At 61.3% G+C, this 17904-nt stretch carries 13 protein-coding genes and 3 rRNA genes; 14 read left to right on the top strand and 2 right to left on the bottom strand.

Going from position 1 to position 17904, the window contains the following annotated elements:
* Window positions 1–217 (bottom strand): hypothetical protein (locus tag ACSJJT_RS00005; protein ID WP_435916370.1); only part of this gene is annotated, 217 nt, incomplete at its 3' end.
* Between the two features lie 100 nt (window positions 218–317).
* On the opposite strand from ACSJJT_RS00005, the gene ACSJJT_RS00010 reads away from it, so the two are divergent.
* The 3 genes from ACSJJT_RS00010 (at window position 318) to rrf (ending at window position 5404) form a co-directional block, all read left to right on the top strand.
* Window positions 318–1843: ribosomal RNA gene (locus tag ACSJJT_RS00010) — 16S ribosomal RNA — on the top strand.
* A 263-nt stretch (window positions 1844–2106) separates the two neighbouring features.
* Window positions 2107–5189: ribosomal RNA gene (locus ACSJJT_RS00015) — 23S ribosomal RNA — on the top strand.
* A gap of 98 nt (window positions 5190–5287) precedes the next feature.
* A 5S ribosomal RNA gene (gene rrf / locus ACSJJT_RS00020) occupies window positions 5288–5404 on the top strand.
* The 16S, 23S and 5S rRNA genes sit together here, the layout of an rRNA operon.
* 233 nt (window positions 5405–5637) lie before the next feature.
* Here rrf and ACSJJT_RS00025 read toward each other — a convergent pair.
* A complete protein-coding gene (locus ACSJJT_RS00025) occupies window positions 5638–6297 on the bottom strand; it encodes a class I SAM-dependent methyltransferase (protein WP_435916371.1) in 660 nt (219 codons plus the stop codon).
* Between the two features lie 152 nt (window positions 6298–6449).
* On the opposite strand from ACSJJT_RS00025, the gene ACSJJT_RS00030 reads away from it, so the two are divergent.
* From ACSJJT_RS00030 to ACSJJT_RS00080, 11 genes are all read left to right on the top strand, one after another.
* A complete protein-coding gene (locus ACSJJT_RS00030) occupies window positions 6450–7787 on the top strand; it encodes a heme biosynthesis protein HemY (RefSeq protein ID WP_435916372.1) in 1338 nt (445 codons plus the stop codon).
* Entirely contained in the window at window positions 7784–8782 is a 999-nt protein-coding gene (locus ACSJJT_RS00035; protein ID WP_435916373.1) for an HAD-IIA family hydrolase, read from the top strand. The genes ACSJJT_RS00030 and ACSJJT_RS00035 overlap by 4 nt, the downstream gene beginning before the upstream one ends.
* 70 nt (window positions 8783–8852) lie before the next feature.
* Window positions 8853–9422 carry a biotin transporter BioY gene (locus tag ACSJJT_RS00040; RefSeq protein ID WP_435916374.1) on the top strand — a complete coding sequence of 190 codons (570 nt, stop codon included), beginning with the start codon at window positions 8853–8855 and terminating at the stop codon, window positions 9420–9422.
* On the top strand, window positions 9419–10138 hold the full coding sequence (locus ACSJJT_RS00045) for an energy-coupling factor ABC transporter ATP-binding protein (RefSeq protein WP_435916375.1): 720 nt from the start codon (window positions 9419–9421) through the stop codon (window positions 10136–10138). The genes ACSJJT_RS00040 and ACSJJT_RS00045 overlap by 4 nt, the downstream gene beginning before the upstream one ends.
* Window positions 10135–10761, top strand: a complete 627-nt coding sequence (locus ACSJJT_RS00050; RefSeq protein WP_435916376.1) for an energy-coupling factor transporter transmembrane component T family protein — start codon at window positions 10135–10137, stop codon at window positions 10759–10761. Before ACSJJT_RS00045 ends, ACSJJT_RS00050 begins: the two co-directional genes overlap by 4 nt.
* A gap of 361 nt (window positions 10762–11122) precedes the next feature.
* Window positions 11123–11860 (top strand): TlyA family RNA methyltransferase, encoded by a 738-nt coding sequence (locus tag ACSJJT_RS00055; RefSeq protein ID WP_435916377.1) that lies wholly within the window; start codon window positions 11123–11125, stop codon window positions 11858–11860.
* Window positions 11861–11902: 42 nt separating this feature from the next.
* Complete coding sequence (locus tag ACSJJT_RS00060; RefSeq protein WP_435916378.1) at window positions 11903–12838, top strand: NAD kinase; 936 nt, start codon at window positions 11903–11905, stop codon at window positions 12836–12838.
* On the top strand, window positions 12835–14514 hold the full coding sequence (gene recN, locus ACSJJT_RS00065; RefSeq protein ID WP_435916379.1) for a DNA repair protein RecN: 1680 nt from the start codon (window positions 12835–12837) through the stop codon (window positions 14512–14514). Before ACSJJT_RS00060 ends, recN begins: the two co-directional genes overlap by 4 nt.
* Before the next feature lie 74 nt (window positions 14515–14588).
* Window positions 14589–16277, top strand: a complete 1689-nt coding sequence (gene pyrG, locus ACSJJT_RS00070; protein ID WP_435916380.1) for a CTP synthase — start codon at window positions 14589–14591, stop codon at window positions 16275–16277.
* The gene (locus tag ACSJJT_RS00075) at window positions 16274–16933 is read left to right on the top strand and encodes an NUDIX domain-containing protein (RefSeq protein WP_435916381.1); all 660 of its coding nucleotides are present in this window, start codon (window positions 16274–16276) and stop codon (window positions 16931–16933) included. The genes pyrG and ACSJJT_RS00075 overlap by 4 nt, the downstream gene beginning before the upstream one ends.
* Window positions 16930–17850 (top strand): site-specific tyrosine recombinase XerD, encoded by a 921-nt coding sequence (locus tag ACSJJT_RS00080; RefSeq protein ID WP_435916382.1) that lies wholly within the window; start codon window positions 16930–16932, stop codon window positions 17848–17850. Before ACSJJT_RS00075 ends, ACSJJT_RS00080 begins: the two co-directional genes overlap by 4 nt.
* The last annotated feature ends 54 nt before the right edge of the window (window positions 17851–17904 follow it).

Here is a 17904-nt window from a genome sequence, read left to right on the forward strand (position 1 = left end):
GTGGCTGGTTCTGCTGGTTGGTCTCGGTTTTGTGTGTCGGGGCTTGGTGTGGTAGGGTTGGTCGGGTCGCCTTGGGGTGGTCCTGCTTGTTGGTGGGGTTGTTCTGTGGGTGTGATGTTTGAGAACTCAACAGTGTGTCTTTGATAGTCAATGATTTTTTGATGCATCTTTTTGGTGTGTCGGATTTGTTTATGGATTCCTTTGTGATTCTGGACATGGACTGGATTTTTTGGTCAGTGTTTGGGGTTAGTGTTTTGGATTCTTCATGTTGACACCGTTGCCCTGTGCCTGTGTGGTGTGGGGTGGGTGATATTTTTTCATTGGAGAGTTTGATCCTGGCTCAGGACGAACGCTGGCGGCGTGCTTAACACATGCAAGTCGTACGGAAAGGCCTCTTTTTGGGGTACTCGAGTGGCGAACGGGTGAGTAACACGTGAGTAACCTGCCCACAACTTTGGGATAACGCTGGGAAACTGGTGCTAATACTGGATATGTGCTCCTGCTGCATGGTGGGGGTTGGAAAGCTTCGGTGGTTGTGGATGGGCTCGCGGCCTATCAGTTTGTTGGTGGGGTAGTGGCCTACCAAGGCGGTGACGGGTAGCCGGCCTGAGAGGGTGACCGGCCACATTGGGACTGAGATACGGCCCAGACTCCTACGGGAGGCAGCAGTGGGGAATATTGCACAATGGGCGCAAGCCTGATGCAGCAACGCCGCGTGCGGGATGACGGCCTTCGGGTTGTAAACCGCTTTCAGCAGGGACGAAGCTTGTGTGACGGTACCTGTAGAAGAAGCACCGGCTAACTACGTGCCAGCAGCCGCGGTGATACGTAGGGTGCGAGCGTTGTCCGGATTTATTGGGCGTAAAGGGCTCGTAGGTGGTTGATCGCGTCGGAAGTGGAAACTTGGGGCTTAACCCTGAGCGTGCTTTCGATACGGGTTGACTTGAGGAAGGTAGGGGAGAATGGAATTCCTGGTGGAGCGGTGGAATGCGCAGATATCAGGAGGAACACCAGTGGCGAAGGCGGTTCTCTGGACCTTTCCTGACGCTGAGGAGCGAAAGCGTGGGGAGCGAACAGGCTTAGATACCCTGGTAGTCCACGCTGTAAACGGTGGGTACTAGGTGTGGGGTCCATTCCACGGATTCCGTGCCGTAGCTAACGCATTAAGTACCCCGCCTGGGGAGTACGGCCGCAAGGCTAAAACTCAAAGGAATTGACGGGGCCCCGCACAAGCGGCGGAGCATGCGGATTAATTCGATGCAACGCGAAGAACCTTACCTGGGTTTGACATGGACTGGGAGTGCTCAGAGATGGGTGCGCCTCCTTGTGGGGCTGGTTCACAGGTGGTGCATGGCTGTCGTCAGCTCGTGTCGTGAGATGTTGGGTTAAGTCCCGCAACGAGCGCAACCCTCGTTCACTGTTGCCAGCACGTTATGGTGGGGACTCAGTGGAGACCGCCGGGGTCAACTCGGAGGAAGGTGGGGATGACGTCAAGTCATCATGCCCCTTATGTCCAGGGCTTCACGCATGCTACAATGGCCGGTACAAAGAGTTGCGAGCCTGTGAGGGTGAGCGGATCTCGGAAAGCCGGTCTCAGTTCGGATTGGGGTCTGCAACTCGACCTCATGAAGTCGGAGTCGCTAGTAATCGCAGATCAGCAACGCTGCGGTGAATACGTTCCCGGGGCTTGTACACACCGCCCGTCAAGTCATGAAAGTCGGTAACACCCGAAGCCGGTGGCCTAACACGTTGTGTGGGGGAGTCGTCGAAGGTGGGACTGGTGATTAGGACTAAGTCGTAACAAGGTAGCCGTACCGGAAGGTGCGGCTGGATCACCTCCTTTCTAAGGAGCGTTTTGTAAGGGCTCATTCAGTGCGTCTCGTGTGGGGCGTTGGTGGATGGGTTGGCTTCTTGTGGAGTATTGGCGTCCTGTGTGTTGTGGCAGGGTCTTAGGCATGCTGTTGGGGTTCTGGGGTATCACACTGTGTGTGGTGGCCTGGTGCGGTGATGCTGCGTCTGCTGTGTGGTGGGTGTGGTGTTGATTCGTGTGGTGGTTGAGAACTGTATAGTGGATGCGAGCATCTTATTATTTTTGTGTTTTGTGTTGTGTAAGTTGTGTAGTGCGATCGGTGGATGCCTTGGCACCAAGAGCCGATGAAGGACGTTGTAACCTGCGATAAGCCCTGGGGAGTTGGTAAACGAGCTGTGATCCGGGGGTGTCCGAATGGGGAAACCTGGAATGTCCGGAGTAGTGTCCGGTGGCCCTGCCCTGAATGTATAGGGGTGTGGGAGGTAACGCGGGGAAGTGAAACATCTTAGTACCCGTAGGAAGAGAAAACAATTGTGATTCCGTGAGTAGTGGCGAGCGAAAGCGGAGGAGGCCAAACCGTGTGTGTGTTCAAGCCGGCAGGTGTTGCATGTGCGGGGTTGTGGGGGCCTTTGGGTTCTGCTGCCGCAGGATCGGCCAGTGATAAATGTTGCGTGAAGGTGAAGCGTCTGGGAAGGCGTACCGGAGTGGGTGAGAGTCCCGTAACTGTAAGCGTGGCACTGGTGAGGGTTGCCCCAAGTAGCGTGGAACTCGTGGAATTTTGCGTGAATCTGGCGGGACCACTCGTCAAGCCTAAATACTCCTTGGTGACCGATAGTGGATGAGTACCGTGAGGGAATGGTGAAAAGTACCCCGGGAGGGGAGTGAAATAGTACCTGAAACCGGTCGCATACAAGCCGTCAGAGCCTTGTGGGGTGATGGCGTGCCTTTTGAAGAATGAGCCTGCGAGTTAGTGATGCGTGGCGAGGTTAACCTGTGTGGGGGAGTCGTAGCGAAAGCGAGTCCGATAAGGGCGCTAGTCGCGTGTTCTAGACCCGAAGCGGTGTGATCTATCCATGGCCAGGATGAAGCGTCGGTAAGACGTCGTGGAGGTCCGAACCCACTTCAGTTGAAAATGGAGGGGATGAGTTGTGGATAGGGGTGAAAGGCCAATCAAACACCGTGATAGCTGGTTCTCCCCGAAATGCATTTAGGTGCAGCGTTGCGTGGTTCTTGTCGGAGGTAGAGCACTGGATGGTCTAGGGGGCCTATCAGCTTACCGAAATCAGCCAAACTCCGAATGCCGGCAAGTGTGAGCGTGGCAGTGAGACGGCGGGGGATAAGCTTCGTCGTCGAGAGGGAAACAGCCCAGATCATCAGCTAAGGCCCCTAAGTGGTGACTCAGTGGAAAAGGATGTGGAGTTGCGTAGACAGCCAGGAGGTTGGCTTGGAAGCAGCCATCCTTGAAAGAGTGCGTAATAGCTCACTGGTCAAGTGATTCCGCGCCGACAATGTAGCGGGGCTTAAGTTATCCGCCGAAGCTGTGGCAGACCCTGTGTGGGTTTGGGTAGGGGAGCGTCCTGTGTGAGGTGAAGCTGCCGGGTGACCGTGTGGTGGATTGTGCGGGAGTGAGAATGCAGGCATGAGTAGCGAATGACGGGTGGGAAACCCGTCCGCCGATTATCCAAGGGTTCCAGGGTCAAGTTAATCTGCCCTGGGTGAGTCGGGACCTAAGGCGAGGCCGACAGGCGTAGTCGATGGATAACCAGTTGATATTCTGGTACCGGCTTGTCACCGTTCGTGTCGAGGTGTGTGATGCTAAGCGTGCGAGCCTGCCATTGTGGCATCGTTGATGTTGTGGTGGTGTGGTGAGTGTGTGAACCGATCATGTAGTAGGCAAGCTGCGGAGGGACGCAGGGAGGTAGCTCATCCCCGGCGATGGTTGTCCGGGGCTAAATGTGTGGACCGTCTGGTAGGTAAATCCGCCGGGTGTGTGGTTGAGGCATGATGGCGAGCCCATGTGTGTGGGTGAGTGAGTGATCCTGTACTGTCGAGAAAAGCTTCGTGAGCGAGGTGGCTGGTCCGCCCGTACCCTAAACCGACACTGGTGGATAGGTAGAGTATACCGAGGCGATCGAGATCATCATGGTGAAGGAACTCGGCAAAATGCCCTCGTAACTTCGGGATAAGGGGGACCTGAGCTGTTGCTGCCACGTGCTGGTGGTTGCGGTGAGGGGCGCAGAGACCAGGGGGAAACGACTGTTTACCAAAAACACAGGTCCGTGCGAAGTCGTAAGACGATGTATACGGACTGACTCCTGCCCGGTGCTGGAAGGTTAAGGGGAACTGTTAGCGTGTGCGAAGCGGTGAACTTAAGCCCCAGTAAACGGCGGTGGTAACTATAACCATCCTAAGGTAGCGAAATTCCTTGTCGGGTAAGTTCCGACCTGCACGAATGGAGTAACGATTTCCCTACTGTCTCCACCATGAACTCGGTGAAATTGCATTACGAGTAAAGATGCTCGTTACGCGCAGCAGGACGGAAAGACCCCGGGACCTTTACTATAGTTTGGTATTGGTGATTGGGACGACTTGTGTAGGATAGGTGGGAGACTGTGAAGTGGCCACGCCAGTGGTTGTGGAGTCATTGTTGAAATACCACTCTGGTCGTTCTGGTTATCTCACTTTGGGCCGTGATCCGGTTCAGGGACAGTGCCTGATGGGTAGTTTGACTGGGGCGGTCGCCTCCTAAAAGGTAACGGAGGCGCCCAAAGGTTCCCTCATCCTGGTTGGTAATCAGGTGGTGAGTGTAAGTGCACAAGGGGGCTTGACTGTGAGACTGACAGGTCGAGCAGGGACGAAAGTCGGGACTAGTGATCTGACGGTGGCTTGTGGACGCGCCGTCACTCAACGGATAAAAGGTACCCCGGGGATAACAGGCTGATCTTGCCCGAGCGCTCATAGCGACGGCATGGTTTGGCACCTCGATGTCGGCTCGTCGCATCCTGGGGCTGGAGTCGGTCCCAAGGGTTGGGCTGTTCGCCCATTAAAGCGGCACGCGAGCTGGGTTCAGAACGTCGTGAGACAGTTCGGTCCCTATCCGCTGCGCGCGGAGGAATCTTGAGAAGGGCTGTCCTTAGTACGAGAGGACCGGGACGGACTGACCTCTGGTGTGCCAGTTGTTCTGCCAAGAGCATGGCTGGTTGGCTACGTCGGGTCGTGATAACCGCTGAAAGCATCTAAGCGGGAAGCATGCTTCAAGATGAGGGTTCCTACAGGTTTCTGGTAAGGTCTCCGGTAGACGACCGGGTTGATAGGCCAGGCGTGGACGCATCGTAAGGTGTGGAGCTGACTGGTACTAATAGACCGAGGACTTACACATTCTGTTTTGAGACGTCAAGAATGGTGTTGTGTCGCATCCACTGTACGGCTCCCAGCCCCCACGCGGGGTTGCGCCAAGCCTGACTGGCCCCATAGTTTTCCGGTGGTCATGGCGGAAGGGAAACACCCGGTCCCATACCGAACCCGGTAGTTAAGCCTTCCAGCGCTGATGGTACTGCATGAGGGATCATGTGGGAGAGTAAGACACTGCCGGAATTTATTTTTCAAAAGCTCCGGGCGGAACATTTTCGAGTGTTCCGCCCGGAGCTTTTTTGTATTCCTACACAACCGCCAACCTATGCCGAGCGTGCTGACTTCCCGTATTCGGGCGTCATTGTTCAGCGTTGTTCCTCGTCATGTCTGATGGCGAAGAAAACCAAAAACGATGACCGCGCCGGCATGCTGACGCGGTCATGGGGACGAATTCGAATTCATCGACTCGGGCGCCGTCAGCGCTGAGCTTTGGCCAGAAAAAGTGGGAACTCCTTGATTTGTCCGTCGCGTTCGCGCTTGATGGTCAACGGCACTGACCACGTCATCTCGCTGAACCCTGCATGTGAACACAGTCGGTTCATTGCTTCTTCGGTGAAGCCGTCGTGGTAATAGCGTGGGTCGTCGTCACCATCGGAGTGATGGACGTGAAATGCCCGTCCCTCCTTCTCGGTGAGGTCGATGGCGATGAAGGTTCCGTTCGGTTTCAACATCTTGTGCACGGATGAAAACAACGTCGCCAGGTCCTTGACGTGGTGCAGGACCATCTGGGCGATGACGAGGTCATAGTTGCCGTCGTCCAGCTTCGTCGAAGGACATGAGTAATCCCGATCGAGGACCTTCCATCCCCGGTCCGAGGTTCGTTCGGTGGCAACCCTGCGCATTCCCTCACTGGTGTCGGTCAAGGTGAACGTCCAGGTGGCCGGCATCACCAAATCGGCAATCTCGATGGCAAGCTGGCCCGTTCCCGCTCCGATTTCCAAGGCGTCGAGGTCGGGGATTCTGTGATTGTCGCCCGGACACATCGTCTCGACGATTGCGCGGGCGACGCGCTTTGCCTGCTTGTGCCTGTGAGGATTGGTCTCCCAGTCCTTGGCGCGGTTGTCGAATTGGCTCACGTCAGTTGATCCTAGATGGCTGGTGTGCGATCTGTGAGCGCTCATCGCCGACGGTGACGATCATGGGGTCGCTGGCTGGCCGTCAAGCACATGGTGAACCGGCTTCGATTTCGGTTCGCCATGATGGCCGGGTGTGCGGGACAATAGGAGACATGGCAGATTCTTCCTCCCCCAACAACGGTCGATCCGGCGGAGACCGACGAGGTCAGGGCCGCAATGGATGGTCCGGCAAGTCGGGCGGACGCAGCGGTTGGAACTCGAAGTCGAATGGTCGTGGTGGTGACCGCCGTGACCGTCGATCCTGGTCCGATGACGGAGGTCGTCGCGGGGATCGCTGGCAAGGACGCGGGGGAGATGGAGATCGTCGTTGGAATGACGATCACAAGTCTCGTCGCGACGGTGGACGTCGTTGGGTTGACGATCGTAAGCCCCGTCGTGAGGGCGACTCGGATCGTCCTTGGCGAGACGACCGTGGGGCACGGCGTGGCGGTCAAGGACGCGATGGTCGCTGGAACGACCGGGATGATCGTCGCCGAAATGACCGACGCTGGGATGACCGCCGTCGCGAGGGTGACACCCGACATCGTGATGGCCAGGGACGTGGTGATCGCCGCTGGGACCAGGATCAGCACGATGGTCGCCGAGACTTCCGCAAGACTGACCCCAAGAATTTCCGTCGTGGCCGTCGGGATGATCGTCGCGCTGACGATGCGGTTGTCGAGGAGAAGGTGACCCAGGCTCCCGACGAGCCGATGGCGCCGCTGGACTTCGACGACAAGGCCCTGCCTGCCTCCGTTCGGGCCGAGATGCGCGGTGTTCCTGCCGACACCGCCCACATCATCGAAGGTCATTTGGTCGCTGCCGCCGAGCTCCTCAACCAGGACCCTGCCCAGGCCAATGCCCATGCCCAGGCTGCGCGTCGACGTGCCCCGCGCCTGCCCGTGCTTCGAGAGGTGGCTGCGGAGGCGGCCTACCAGGCCGGCGAGTACGCCTCGGCCCTCAACGACTACCGCGCCCTGCGCCGGATGACCGGTAATGACAACTTCTTGCCGGTGATGGCCGACTGTGAGCGCGCCCTCGGGCGCCCCCAGGCGGCGCTCCGACTCATCCGCGAAGGCCAGCAGGCCAACCTCACGCCTGCTCAGCAGGTCGAGCTGGTCCTCGTTCAGGCCGGTGCCCGTCGTGATCTTGACCAGAAGGCCGAGGCGGTTCGCCTGCTGCGCGACGCCGTCAAGAATCTCAAGGCTCCCACCGAGGCGACGGCCCGCCTGTACTACGCCTACGCCGAGACCCTGCTCGAGGCCGGTGACACCGCCGGGGCTCGCACATGGTTCGTCTCTGCTCAGAGCCACGATCCGGCCAGTTTCCTGGATTGCCAGGACCGGATCGACATCATCGATGGTCGAGAGCCGAATGAGGATCTCGACGACGACGCAGACGACATGGTGTTCATCGAGATGGACGAGGACGATGAGGAGACGAATCAGTGAGCGATACCCTCATCGATGGACACGACGCAGTCCTCTTCGACCTGGATGGCGTCATCTACCTGGGACCGCATCCAGTACCTGCTGCCCCGGGCACGATTGCGGAACTGCGTCGCAGAGGGATCAAGGTTGGCTTCGTCACCAACAACGCAGCCCGTTCCGCGGAGGTCGTCGCCCAGCACCTGACCGAGATCGGCATCCCCACGCAGGCCAGCGATGTCGTCACCTCAGCCCAGGCCATCACCGATCTTGCAGCTGAACAGCTGCCTGAAGGGGCCAAGGTGCTCATCATCGGTACCGAGTCGCTGCGAGAGGAGGCGAGAGCCCGCGGGCTCATCACGGTGGAATCGGCTCAGGAGAACCCGGTGGCGGTCATTCAGGGCTACGACCCCCACATCGACTGGTCGTTGTTGGAGGAGGCCGGGTTCGCCCTGCAAGCCGGAGCCACGTGGTACGCGGCCAACCCTGACATCACCCGTCCCACCGATCGTGGCATCGTCCCCGGTATCGGTGCCCAGCTCCAGGTCGTCGCGACGACGTGTGCCATTAAGCCGGTCATTGCAGGCAAGCCCTACCGTCCGTTGCTGGAGGCCACCGTTTCGCGTCTCGGATGCAAGGCGCCAATCTTCGTGGGGGACCGGTTGGACACCGATATTCGCGGTGCCAATGCCATGACGATGGACTCCTTGTTCGTCTTCACCGGGGCTCATGGCGTCGCTGACCTGCTGGCCGCAACACCTGAGGACCGACCGCACCACATTGCTGCGGACCTGTCGGGTCTGTTGGAGCCTGTGCGGATGGTCGAGGTGTCGGACACCCACGCTCGCTGTGGGGAGGTGGAGGTCTCATTGACCGCCGATCGCGAGGTTCGCGCTGACAGAATCCCTGACGACATGCCCGGACAGCTCGATGCCGTGAGTGCCATGATGGCTCTCGTTCACGAGCTGGGTACGACGGTTCCCGACAGGCCTGCGGCGCTTTTCGACAAGCTCCACTGAACAGTGTTCAATTGAACGTGACGGCCACCCACCGCGGGCGGCCGCTCCATCTTGTCATGGGAGGAACCCAATGTCGTCACGCCGAAGTTTTCAGGCCACAGACCTGGCACTCATCGCCGTCTTCGCTGCCCTCATCGCGGCGCTCGCGGTCATTCCGCCGATCTTCATGGTGGGAGCGGTGCCTTTCGCGCTTCAGATGATTGCCGTCATGCTGACACCGATGGTGCTCGGCAGTATCCGCGGCGGATGTGCCATTGGTCTGTACGTCCTCGTCGGTGCTCTGGGACTTCCAGTCTTCAGTGGCGGTGCCAGCGGTGTGGGCGTTCTCGTCGGCCCGACCGGTGGGTTCCTGTGGGGCTGGTTGCTGGCAGCATTCGTCGCCGGAGCTGTGGCGACGGCGGTGTTGCGTCGACGTCCACGCAAGGCAATGCTGCCGGTCTGGCTCTTCCTCGTCGCACTCGTGGACCTGGTGTGCGTCTACCTGGGCGGCATCCTCGGACTGATGGTCTTCGCCAAGCTCAGCTTGAATGCCGCCTTGGCCGCCAACGTCGCTTTCTTCGGACTCGACTTGGTCAAGGGCATTCTGGCCTGCCTCATCGCCACCGCGGTGCTCACGGCCTTTCCGCGTCTCATGCCGTGATTGAGTTCAAGGATGTCGGCGTCGATGTCGACGAGTACGACGTCGAGGGTCATCATCGACGAGTGACGATCCTCAGCGGAGTCAACCTCGCCCTGTCCGAGCGTCGGGTGGCGGTGGTCGGCCCCAACGGAGCGGGCAAGTCAACCCTTCTCAAACTCGTCAACGGGCTCATGGAGGCCACCAGAGGTACCGTCACCGTCGACGGAATTGATCCCAAGATCGACGGCAAGGCGGCGAGACGACGGGTGGGGTACGTCTTCACCAACCCCATGAGCCAGCTCGTCATGTCGACCCCCGTTGCCGACGTCGAGCTCTCCCTGCGTCAGCGCATCCACAATCGCACTGAACGTCACGAGGCCGCCATGACGATCCTCGCTGACCAGGGACTGGAGGGCATCGCCGGTCGCAGCGTCCACGCACTGTCGGGGGGAGAGCGCCAGTTGGTCTCCCTGGCGAGCGTCCTCGCCGTGGGGCCATCGGTCATCCTTGCTGACGAGCCGACGACCCTGCTCGACCTGCGCAACCGAGAAATGGTCCGCTACGCTTTCGAACGGCTGGATCAGCAGATCCTGTGTTGCACCCACGACCTCGAGCTGGCGGCCTCCTTCGACCGGGTGCTGGCCGTCGAGGACGCAAGGGTCGTCGATGACGGGGACCCCGTAGAAGTCATTGCCAGATATCGTCGACGGATGATGACTGGGGGGCTGTCCCGGTGAAGGCTGACATCTCGGCCTTCCTCGGGGGTTACCGTCCTGGTCACAGCTTGGCCCACCGAATGCCGGTGTGGTCGAAGTACGTGCTCGTGCTGGTCGTCGGGGTCACCCCGTTCTTCGTCAAGCAATGGTGGTTCTCGGCGGGCTGCCTGGTCGTGGCCGTCGTCATCGACCTGGCCGTTGCCAGGATGCCCCTTCGCACTGCGCTGTCCATCGGTGTGCCGTTGTGGATCGCGAACGCGCTCATCGTCGCCTATCACTGCTTCTTCACCACCTGGCAGCGAGGGGTGATTTATGTGGCGGGCCTGCTTGCCTGCCTCTACATCGCTCGGCTCGTCACGTGTACCACGGACCCTGGCGCTCTCATGGACGCCATCGTCGCGATGGCGCGTCCGTTGCGCCCACTGGGAGCCAAACCTGAGAAGTTCGCCCTCACCCTGGCCCTGATGTGGACCACAATTCCTTATCTCATCGGATCTGTCGGACAGGTGAGGGAGGCCGCCAGGGCCAGGGGCTTGGAGCGCTCCAGCTGGAGGTTCTTCATCCCGATGTTTGTCGGTGCAGTCGGCCATGCCCTGGAGATGGGGGAGGCTCTCAAGGCTCGCGGGCTCGGAGACGACGAGTGACCTCTTCAGCACGTCGCGCTGAGGGTGCAAGATGAGAGGGTCACAACGTGGGAACAGTTTGCCGAGAATGTGGGAGGCGACTGTCGCACGAGTGCGCTCACTTTTGGCCAGCAGTAGCCATTCGTCGACGGGAAGGCCCACCTGGAGGTACCCGCTGACGACGTTTGCTGGATCACCCGGGGACGCCAGGTGCTGCAAGACCATGACGGCACCGCTGCTCAACGTCGAGCTGGGGCCTGACGCGGATGCTTTTTCCTGGGCCAACGAGCCTGCACCGTTCGGAGTGGCACACCGTGACCGTGGTCGCCATCGTGATGGATCCAGAGTGCGCCAGGTCTCCAAGAGGTGGCAGTCTTGACCCGTGAGACTCGACCAGGCCCTCGTGGACGCCGGACTTGCGCGTTCGCGTACCCTGGCCACGCGATTGGTGCGCGAAGGGCGGGCGACCGTCAACGGAGTGGTCGTCACCAAGCCCGCAGCGAAGGTCAGTTCCTCCGATGACCTGGCGGCAGAGGACGAGGTGTGGGTCTCCCGGGCCGCTCACAAACTCATCGGTGCCTTGGACGTCCTTGACGTCGAGGTCCCAGCCCGGGTACTTGACGCCGGAGCATCCACCGGCGGATTCACCCAGGTCGTGCTGTCGAGGGGAGCTCAACTCGTCCATGCCGTCGACGTTGGTCATGGCCAGCTCTCCCCAGTGCTGCGAGAGGACCCACGGGTCATTGTCCACGAGGGACTCAACCTGCGCGACCTCACCTCTGCCGATCTGGTCACAGCCGGCCACTTCGAGCCGGTCGACCTGATCGTGGGCGACGTCTCCTTCATCTCCCTGACGATGATCATGGAACCGATCTCGGCTGTCATGAGCTCAGAGGGCTTCATGTTGTTGCTGGTGAAGCCGCAATTCGAGGTGGGGCGCAAGGCTCTTGGTGCGCACGGCGTCGTCATCGATCCGAAGCTGCGCGCTCAAGCCGTCGCGACGGTCAGCGACAAGGCCGAAGAGCTGGGGTGGGCAGTGCGCGACGAATGCGACAGCCCTCTACCGGGCCAGGACGGAAATGTTGAGCACTTCGTCCTGTTGGAACGGGCTTGCCGGTGAAAGTGGACCAGACAGGTCACATCGGGCCGCTACTGTGGTGGCGTGAGCGACACGAGCCCTTCCAGATACGTTGTCGTCGTCACCCATGCCACTCGTGACGATGCCTTTGACGCGGCCGCCGAGTTCATTGCCGAGATGGATCGCAGGAGCATTGGCTGCGCCGTTCCCGACGATCAGGTCGAGCCGATGGCGGAGAAACTGCCCGGAACTCGGGTTCAGGGTCTCGGAGAGTTCACCCATGAGGTCGAGGTCGTTGTCGTCTTCGGAGGTGACGGCACGATCCTGAGGGCCGCGGAGTGGTCCCTGCCCCGTCACGTCCCCATGATCGGCGTCAATCTGGGGCATGTCGGATTCCTGGCCGAACTGGAACGCTCCGACATGGCCGACCTGGTCAACAGGGTGTGTTCACGCGACTACACCGTTGAGGACCGGCTGGTCCTCAAGATCACCGTCACCGAGCATTCCGGTCAGCATCGCTGGAACTCCTTTGCCGTCAACGAGCTCTCCTTGGAGAAAGCAGCTCGACGCCGCATGCTCGACGTGCTGGCATCCGTGGACGAACTGCCTGTGCAGCGTTGGAGTTGCGATGGGATCCTCATCTCGACGCCGACCGGTTCCACTGCCTATGCCTTCTCCGCAGGCGGACCGGTGATGTGGCCCGATCTCGACGCGATGCTCATGGTTCCACTCAGCGCCCATGCCCTCTTCGCGCGTCCCCTCGTCATGAGCCCGGAGGCTCGCGTCGACCTCGACATTCAGCCGGACGGTTCGGAATCCGCGGTGCTGTGGTGCGACGGACGCCGATCCTGCACAGTACGCCCGGGGGAGAGGATCACCGTTGTGCGTCACCCCGATCGTCTGCGCATCGCCCGGTTGGCCGCACAGCCCTTCACCTCCCGTCTGGTCAAGAAGTTCGAGCTCCCCGTCAGCGGGTGGCGCCAGGAGCACGGACGCAACCATCCAAGGGGGAACTCGTGATTCACAGTGTCCGGATTCGTGGTCTGGGCGTCATTGACGAGACGATCCTTGAGCCCTCTCCCGCGTTGACAGCGGTGACCGGCGAAACGGGTGCCGGCAAGACGATGGTCGTCACCGGCATCGGCCTGTTGTTGGGAGACAAGGCCGGTACCGGACTGGTTCGACATGGCCGTGATCGAGCCGTCGTCGAGGCCGTTCTTGATGCTCCTGACACTGATCGCATCAATGATCTGGGCGGAAGCGTCGAGGACAGCGAGGTCATCTGTGCCCGGCACATCACTGCGCGTCGCTCCCGAGCCCTCCTGGGAGGGGCCCAGATCACTGCCGGTCAGCTTGCCGACGTTGTCGGGGACCAGGTGACGATCCACGGACAGTCCGAGCAGGTCCGACTCGTCGATGCGTCCCGGCAGCTCGACATCGTGGATCGTGCGGCTGGAAAGGAACTGGCCGCACAGTTGAAGCATCATGCCCAGCTGTGGGTGCAATTGCGTACCTCTTCCCAGCGTCTCCACCGTCTCAATGAGGACCGCGCCGGAGCCGAGATGGAACGCGAGGTGCTGTCCAGGCGGGTGGGAGAGGTTGACGCCGTCGATCCCCAGCCTCATGAGGACGACGACCTCATCGCTGAGATGGCGGGGCTTCAGGCAGCTCAGTCGATTCGGGAATCGCTGCGTAGGGCTGACGTCCTCCTCAACGGGACGGAGACGTCCACCGGCCCCCAATCGGGAGCACTGGCCCTGCTGGAACAGGCCGTTCACGAGCTGGAGGGCACCGGGGACGTCGATCCCGAGGCCGCAGAACTGGCCGAGCGCGCTCGTCAGGTGTCCTACGACCTGAGCGACCTGGCCGCTTCGGTCGCCGGGCATGCCGTGCGCGCCGAGTCCGATCCGCAGCGCCTCGAGGAGTTGGGCGGACGGCTGGCCGCGATTCAGCGACTGTTGAGGGCTCGTACGACGACTCTTGACGACCTGCTGGAGACCACCGCCGCAGATCGACAGCGTCTTGCCGAGCTCCATCCGGCTGCCAATGATCTCGACGCCCTGGGACGCGAGGTGGAGCAGTTGCGCTGCCAGCTGCGGGAGTCGGCCGACCGCATCAGCGCTGTGCGACGCCGTACCGCCGTCCGGTTGGCTGCCGAGGTGAAGCCTGAGTTGGAGGTCTTGGCCATGCCGCACGCCCGACTGGAGTTTCGCGTCGAACCTGCTCCCATGGGGCCGCGAGGTGCCGATGGTGTGACGATCATGCTGACGGCCAACCCGGGTGCGGATCCGGCCCCGCTGTCCAAGGCGGCCTCAGGTGGTGAGTTGTCGCGGGTGAGGCTGGCCCTCGAGGTTGTCGCGGCACAGGCCCAGACGCCACAGACCTTCGTCTTCGACGAGATCGACTCCGGCGTCGGAGGTGCAGTCGGCATCGAGATCGGGCGGCGACTGCGCCAGCTGGCACGACGTCACCAAGTCATCGTCGTCACCCACCTGGCCCAGGTTGCTGCCTTCGCTGACACCCATGTCGTCATCACGAAAGCCTCCGACGGGGCCGTCACCAGCTCTGGTCTGCGAGAGGTCAGCGGATCGGAGCGCGAAATTGAGTTGTCCCGGATGATGAGTGGCATGGTCGACTCGGAGTCTGGTCTGGAGCATGCTCATGACCTGTTGAACGAGGTCGCCCGGCAGGGCTGACAGGCCGTAGCCGAGTGTCCGCCAGTCGGGCCGCCTTGGCCGGGACCGTGGGTCATCCGTTAGGCTGGAGGTCCGTGGGCACCGACAATCACTCCAGCAAGCATGTTTTCGTCACCGGAGGAGTCGTCTCCTCCTTGGGAAAGGGGCTCACGGCCTCCTCTATCGGGTCCCTTCTCAAGGCTCGTGGCCTCAAGGTCACGATGCAGAAGCTCGACCCCTACCTCAACGTCGATCCGGGAACGATGAATCCGTTCCAGCATGGTGAGGTCTTCGTCACCGAGGATGGTGCCGAGACTGACCTGGACATTGGCCACTACGAGCGATTCCTCAACGAGAACCTGTCCGGTCAGGCCAATGTCACCACCGGCAAGGTCTACTCGGCTGTGATCTCCAAGGAGCGTCGTGGTGACTACCTGGGCGACACGGTTCAGGTCATTCCTCACATCACCAACGAGATCAAGGAACGCTTGTTGGCGATGGAGGACGGCAACCCCGACGTCGTCATCCATGAGATCGGCGGTACCGTCGGTGACATCGAGTCGCTACCCTTCCTCGAGGCTGCCCGTCAGGTTCGTCACGAGATCGGCCGGGAGAACGTATTCTTCCTGCACGTCTCCTTGGTTCCCTACATCAGGCCCTCCGGTGAGATGAAGACCAAGCCCACCCAGCACTCCGTGGCAGCTCTGCGGGAGGTCGGTATCCAGCCCGACGCCATCGTCTGCCGGTCTGAACGCCCGCTGGGCAAGGGCATCAAGTCGAAGATCGCCCTCATGTGTGACGTCGAGGGCCCAGCCGTCGTGTCCTGCCCGGATGCCCCCTCGATCTACCTCATCCCCAAGGTCCTGCATCGCGAGGGCCTGGATGCCTACGTCGTGCAGAAGCTCAGCCTCTTCTTCCGGGACGTCGACTGGACGACCTGGGACGATCTTCTCGACCGCGTCCGCAAGCCGCGCAGCGAGGTGACGGTGGCCCTGGTCGGCAAGTACATCGACCTGCCGGACGCCTACCTGTCGGTGACGGAGGCCTTGCGTGCCGGCGGATTCGCCAACAAGGCCAACGTCAACGTCGTGTGGGTAGCCTCGGACTCCTGCGCAACCCCCGAGGGCGCTGCCCAACAGCTCAAGGACGCCGACGCCATCTGCGTTCCCGGCGGATTCGGCATCCGTGGCGTGGAGGGCAAGATCGGTGCCATTCGCCATGCCCGCGAACACAAGGTGCCCTTCCTGGGCCTGTGCCTTGGTATGCAGTGCGCGGTCATCGAGGTTGCTCGTGACCTGGCCGGCATCGAGAATGCTGCCTCCAGTGAGTTCGACCCGCAGACCACTGACCCGGTCATCGCGACCATGGCTGAGCAGATCGATGCCGTTTCCGGAAAGGGGGATCTGGGCGGCACCATGCGCCTGGGTTCCTACCCCGCCAAGCTCGCCAAGGATTCCCTGGTGGCCGAGCTTTACGGCACGACGACGGTCTCCGAGCGTCACCGCCATCGTTACGAGGTCAACAACGCCTACCGAGATCTCCTTGAACAGGCAGGTCTGAGGATCAGCGGCACCTCACCCGACGGCGCTCTGGCGGAGTTCGTGGAGCTCGATCGCGAGGCTCATCCGTACTTCGTCGCCACTCAAGCCCATCCGGAGCTCAAGTCCCGCCCGACGCATGCCCACCCGCTGTTCCGCGGACTCATCGCGGCTGCTGTCGAGTACGCCAGGGCGGCTGCCAAGGAAGCCCCGAAGGAGGCTGCCAGGAAGGAGGCCGACAAGTGAGTCAGGAGCGCTGGGACCGCGACGAGTGCTGGCAGGTCGTTGACCACCAGGTGAAGGCCACTGGTCGGGTGTGTGACTTCGTCGATGACGCTGTCGTCACTCCGTCTGGGGAGCACATCAATCGGCAGTACATGAGTCATCCCGGTGCGGTGGGGATCATCGCCCTTGACGACCAGGATCGCGTCGCGGTGGTGCGGCAGTACCGACATCCGGTGCGCATGGTCCTCGTCGAGCCACCTGCTGGCCTGCTCGACGTCGACGGTGAGGATTTTCTGGCAGCAGCTCAGCGCGAGCTGGCCGAGGAGGCCATGCTCGCTGCCGATGACTGGCGCATCCTCCTCGACATCGTCACCACCCCCGGTGGATGCCAGGAATCCTTGCGGATGTACCTCGCCCGCGGGCTTCACGAGGCGCCTCGTCCAGAAGGCTTCGTGTTGGAGGGGGAGGAAGTGTCGATGACGGTTGGCTGGGAGCCGCTGGCCGACCTCGTCGAGGCGGTCTACGCCGGGCAGTGCCAGTCACCGACCCTGGTGACCGGGGTCACGGCACTTGAGCTGGCGCGTCGCACTGGCCGGGTCGACCAGCTGCGTCCTGCCGATTCGCCATGGCCGATTCGTGAGCGCCCCGGTGGTATCAACGGGGCCCTTGTCGAGTGACGTTCACCGCCGGTGACCAGGTCGACAACTACCTGCGTCACCTCGTCGTGGAGCGAGGTCTGTCCGACAACACGGTTCAGGCTTACCGACGCGATCTCGCCCGCTACCAGGACTTCCTCGACTCGCGCGGGATTCGATCGCTGTGCGAGGTCACCCGCGTCGACGTCGAGGAGTTCCGCCGCCACCTTGACGACCTGGGGCTCGCCCCGGCGTCGGTCACCCGGTCGGTGGTTGCCGTGCGCAATCTCCATCGCTTTGCCGCCAGTGCTGGCCAGACCCCGACAGATGTGACGGCTGGGATCTCACCGGGAACTCGCTCCCGGAGGCTGCCCAAGGCCTTGTCCATGGATCAGGTCGAGGCGCTGTTGGCGGCACCTGACACCGAAACCGTGGAAGGTCTGCGTGACGCAGCGTTGCTGGAATTGCTCTACGGCACGGGCACGCGTGTCTCGGAGATCTGTGCCCTCGACGTCGACGACATTCGTCCCGTCCTGGACGATCCAGAACTCGGCTTGAGACTCATCGGCAAGGGAGACAAGGAACGCATCGTCCCGCTGGGAAGCTATGCCGCGAAGGCGGTGACCGCCTGGTTGGTGAGAGGGCGTCCCTCCTGGGCCGGGGTGGGACATGGCGACCACGCCTTGTTTCTCAACACCCGCGGACGGAGGTTGTCCCGGCAGTCGGCGTGGGCCGTCATTCGTCGAGCTGGTAAGGCCGCAGGCCTGGACGTCGAGCACTTGTCACCGCACAGCTTGCGCCATTCCTATGCCACCCATTTGTTGGATGGCGGGGCCGATGTCCGAGTTGTGCAGGAACTCCTGGGGCACTCCTCTGTGACAACGACCCAGATCTACACCTTGGTGACGGCTGACCATCTCAGAGAGGTGTACCGGTCCTCGCACCCGCGAGCCGTGTGAGAACCCTGCTGATGGATGCTGTCGTCCGTCGGCAGGTGGAACACGTGACGGACA

The organism is Cutibacterium nasicola, from assembly GCF_051303185.1.
Taxonomy (GTDB): Bacteria; Actinomycetota; Actinomycetes; order Propionibacteriales; family Propionibacteriaceae; genus Cutibacterium.

Bases quoted from the DNA above. Each gene is read 5' to 3' on its own strand.
- ACSJJT_RS00030 (WP_435916372.1), top strand. From the start codon at position 6,450: ATGGCAGATTCTTCCTCCCCCAACAACGGTCGATCCGGCGGAGACCGA.
- ACSJJT_RS00040 (WP_435916374.1), top strand. From the start codon at position 8,853: ATGTCGTCACGCCGAAGTTTTCAGGCCACAGACCTGGCACTCATCGCC.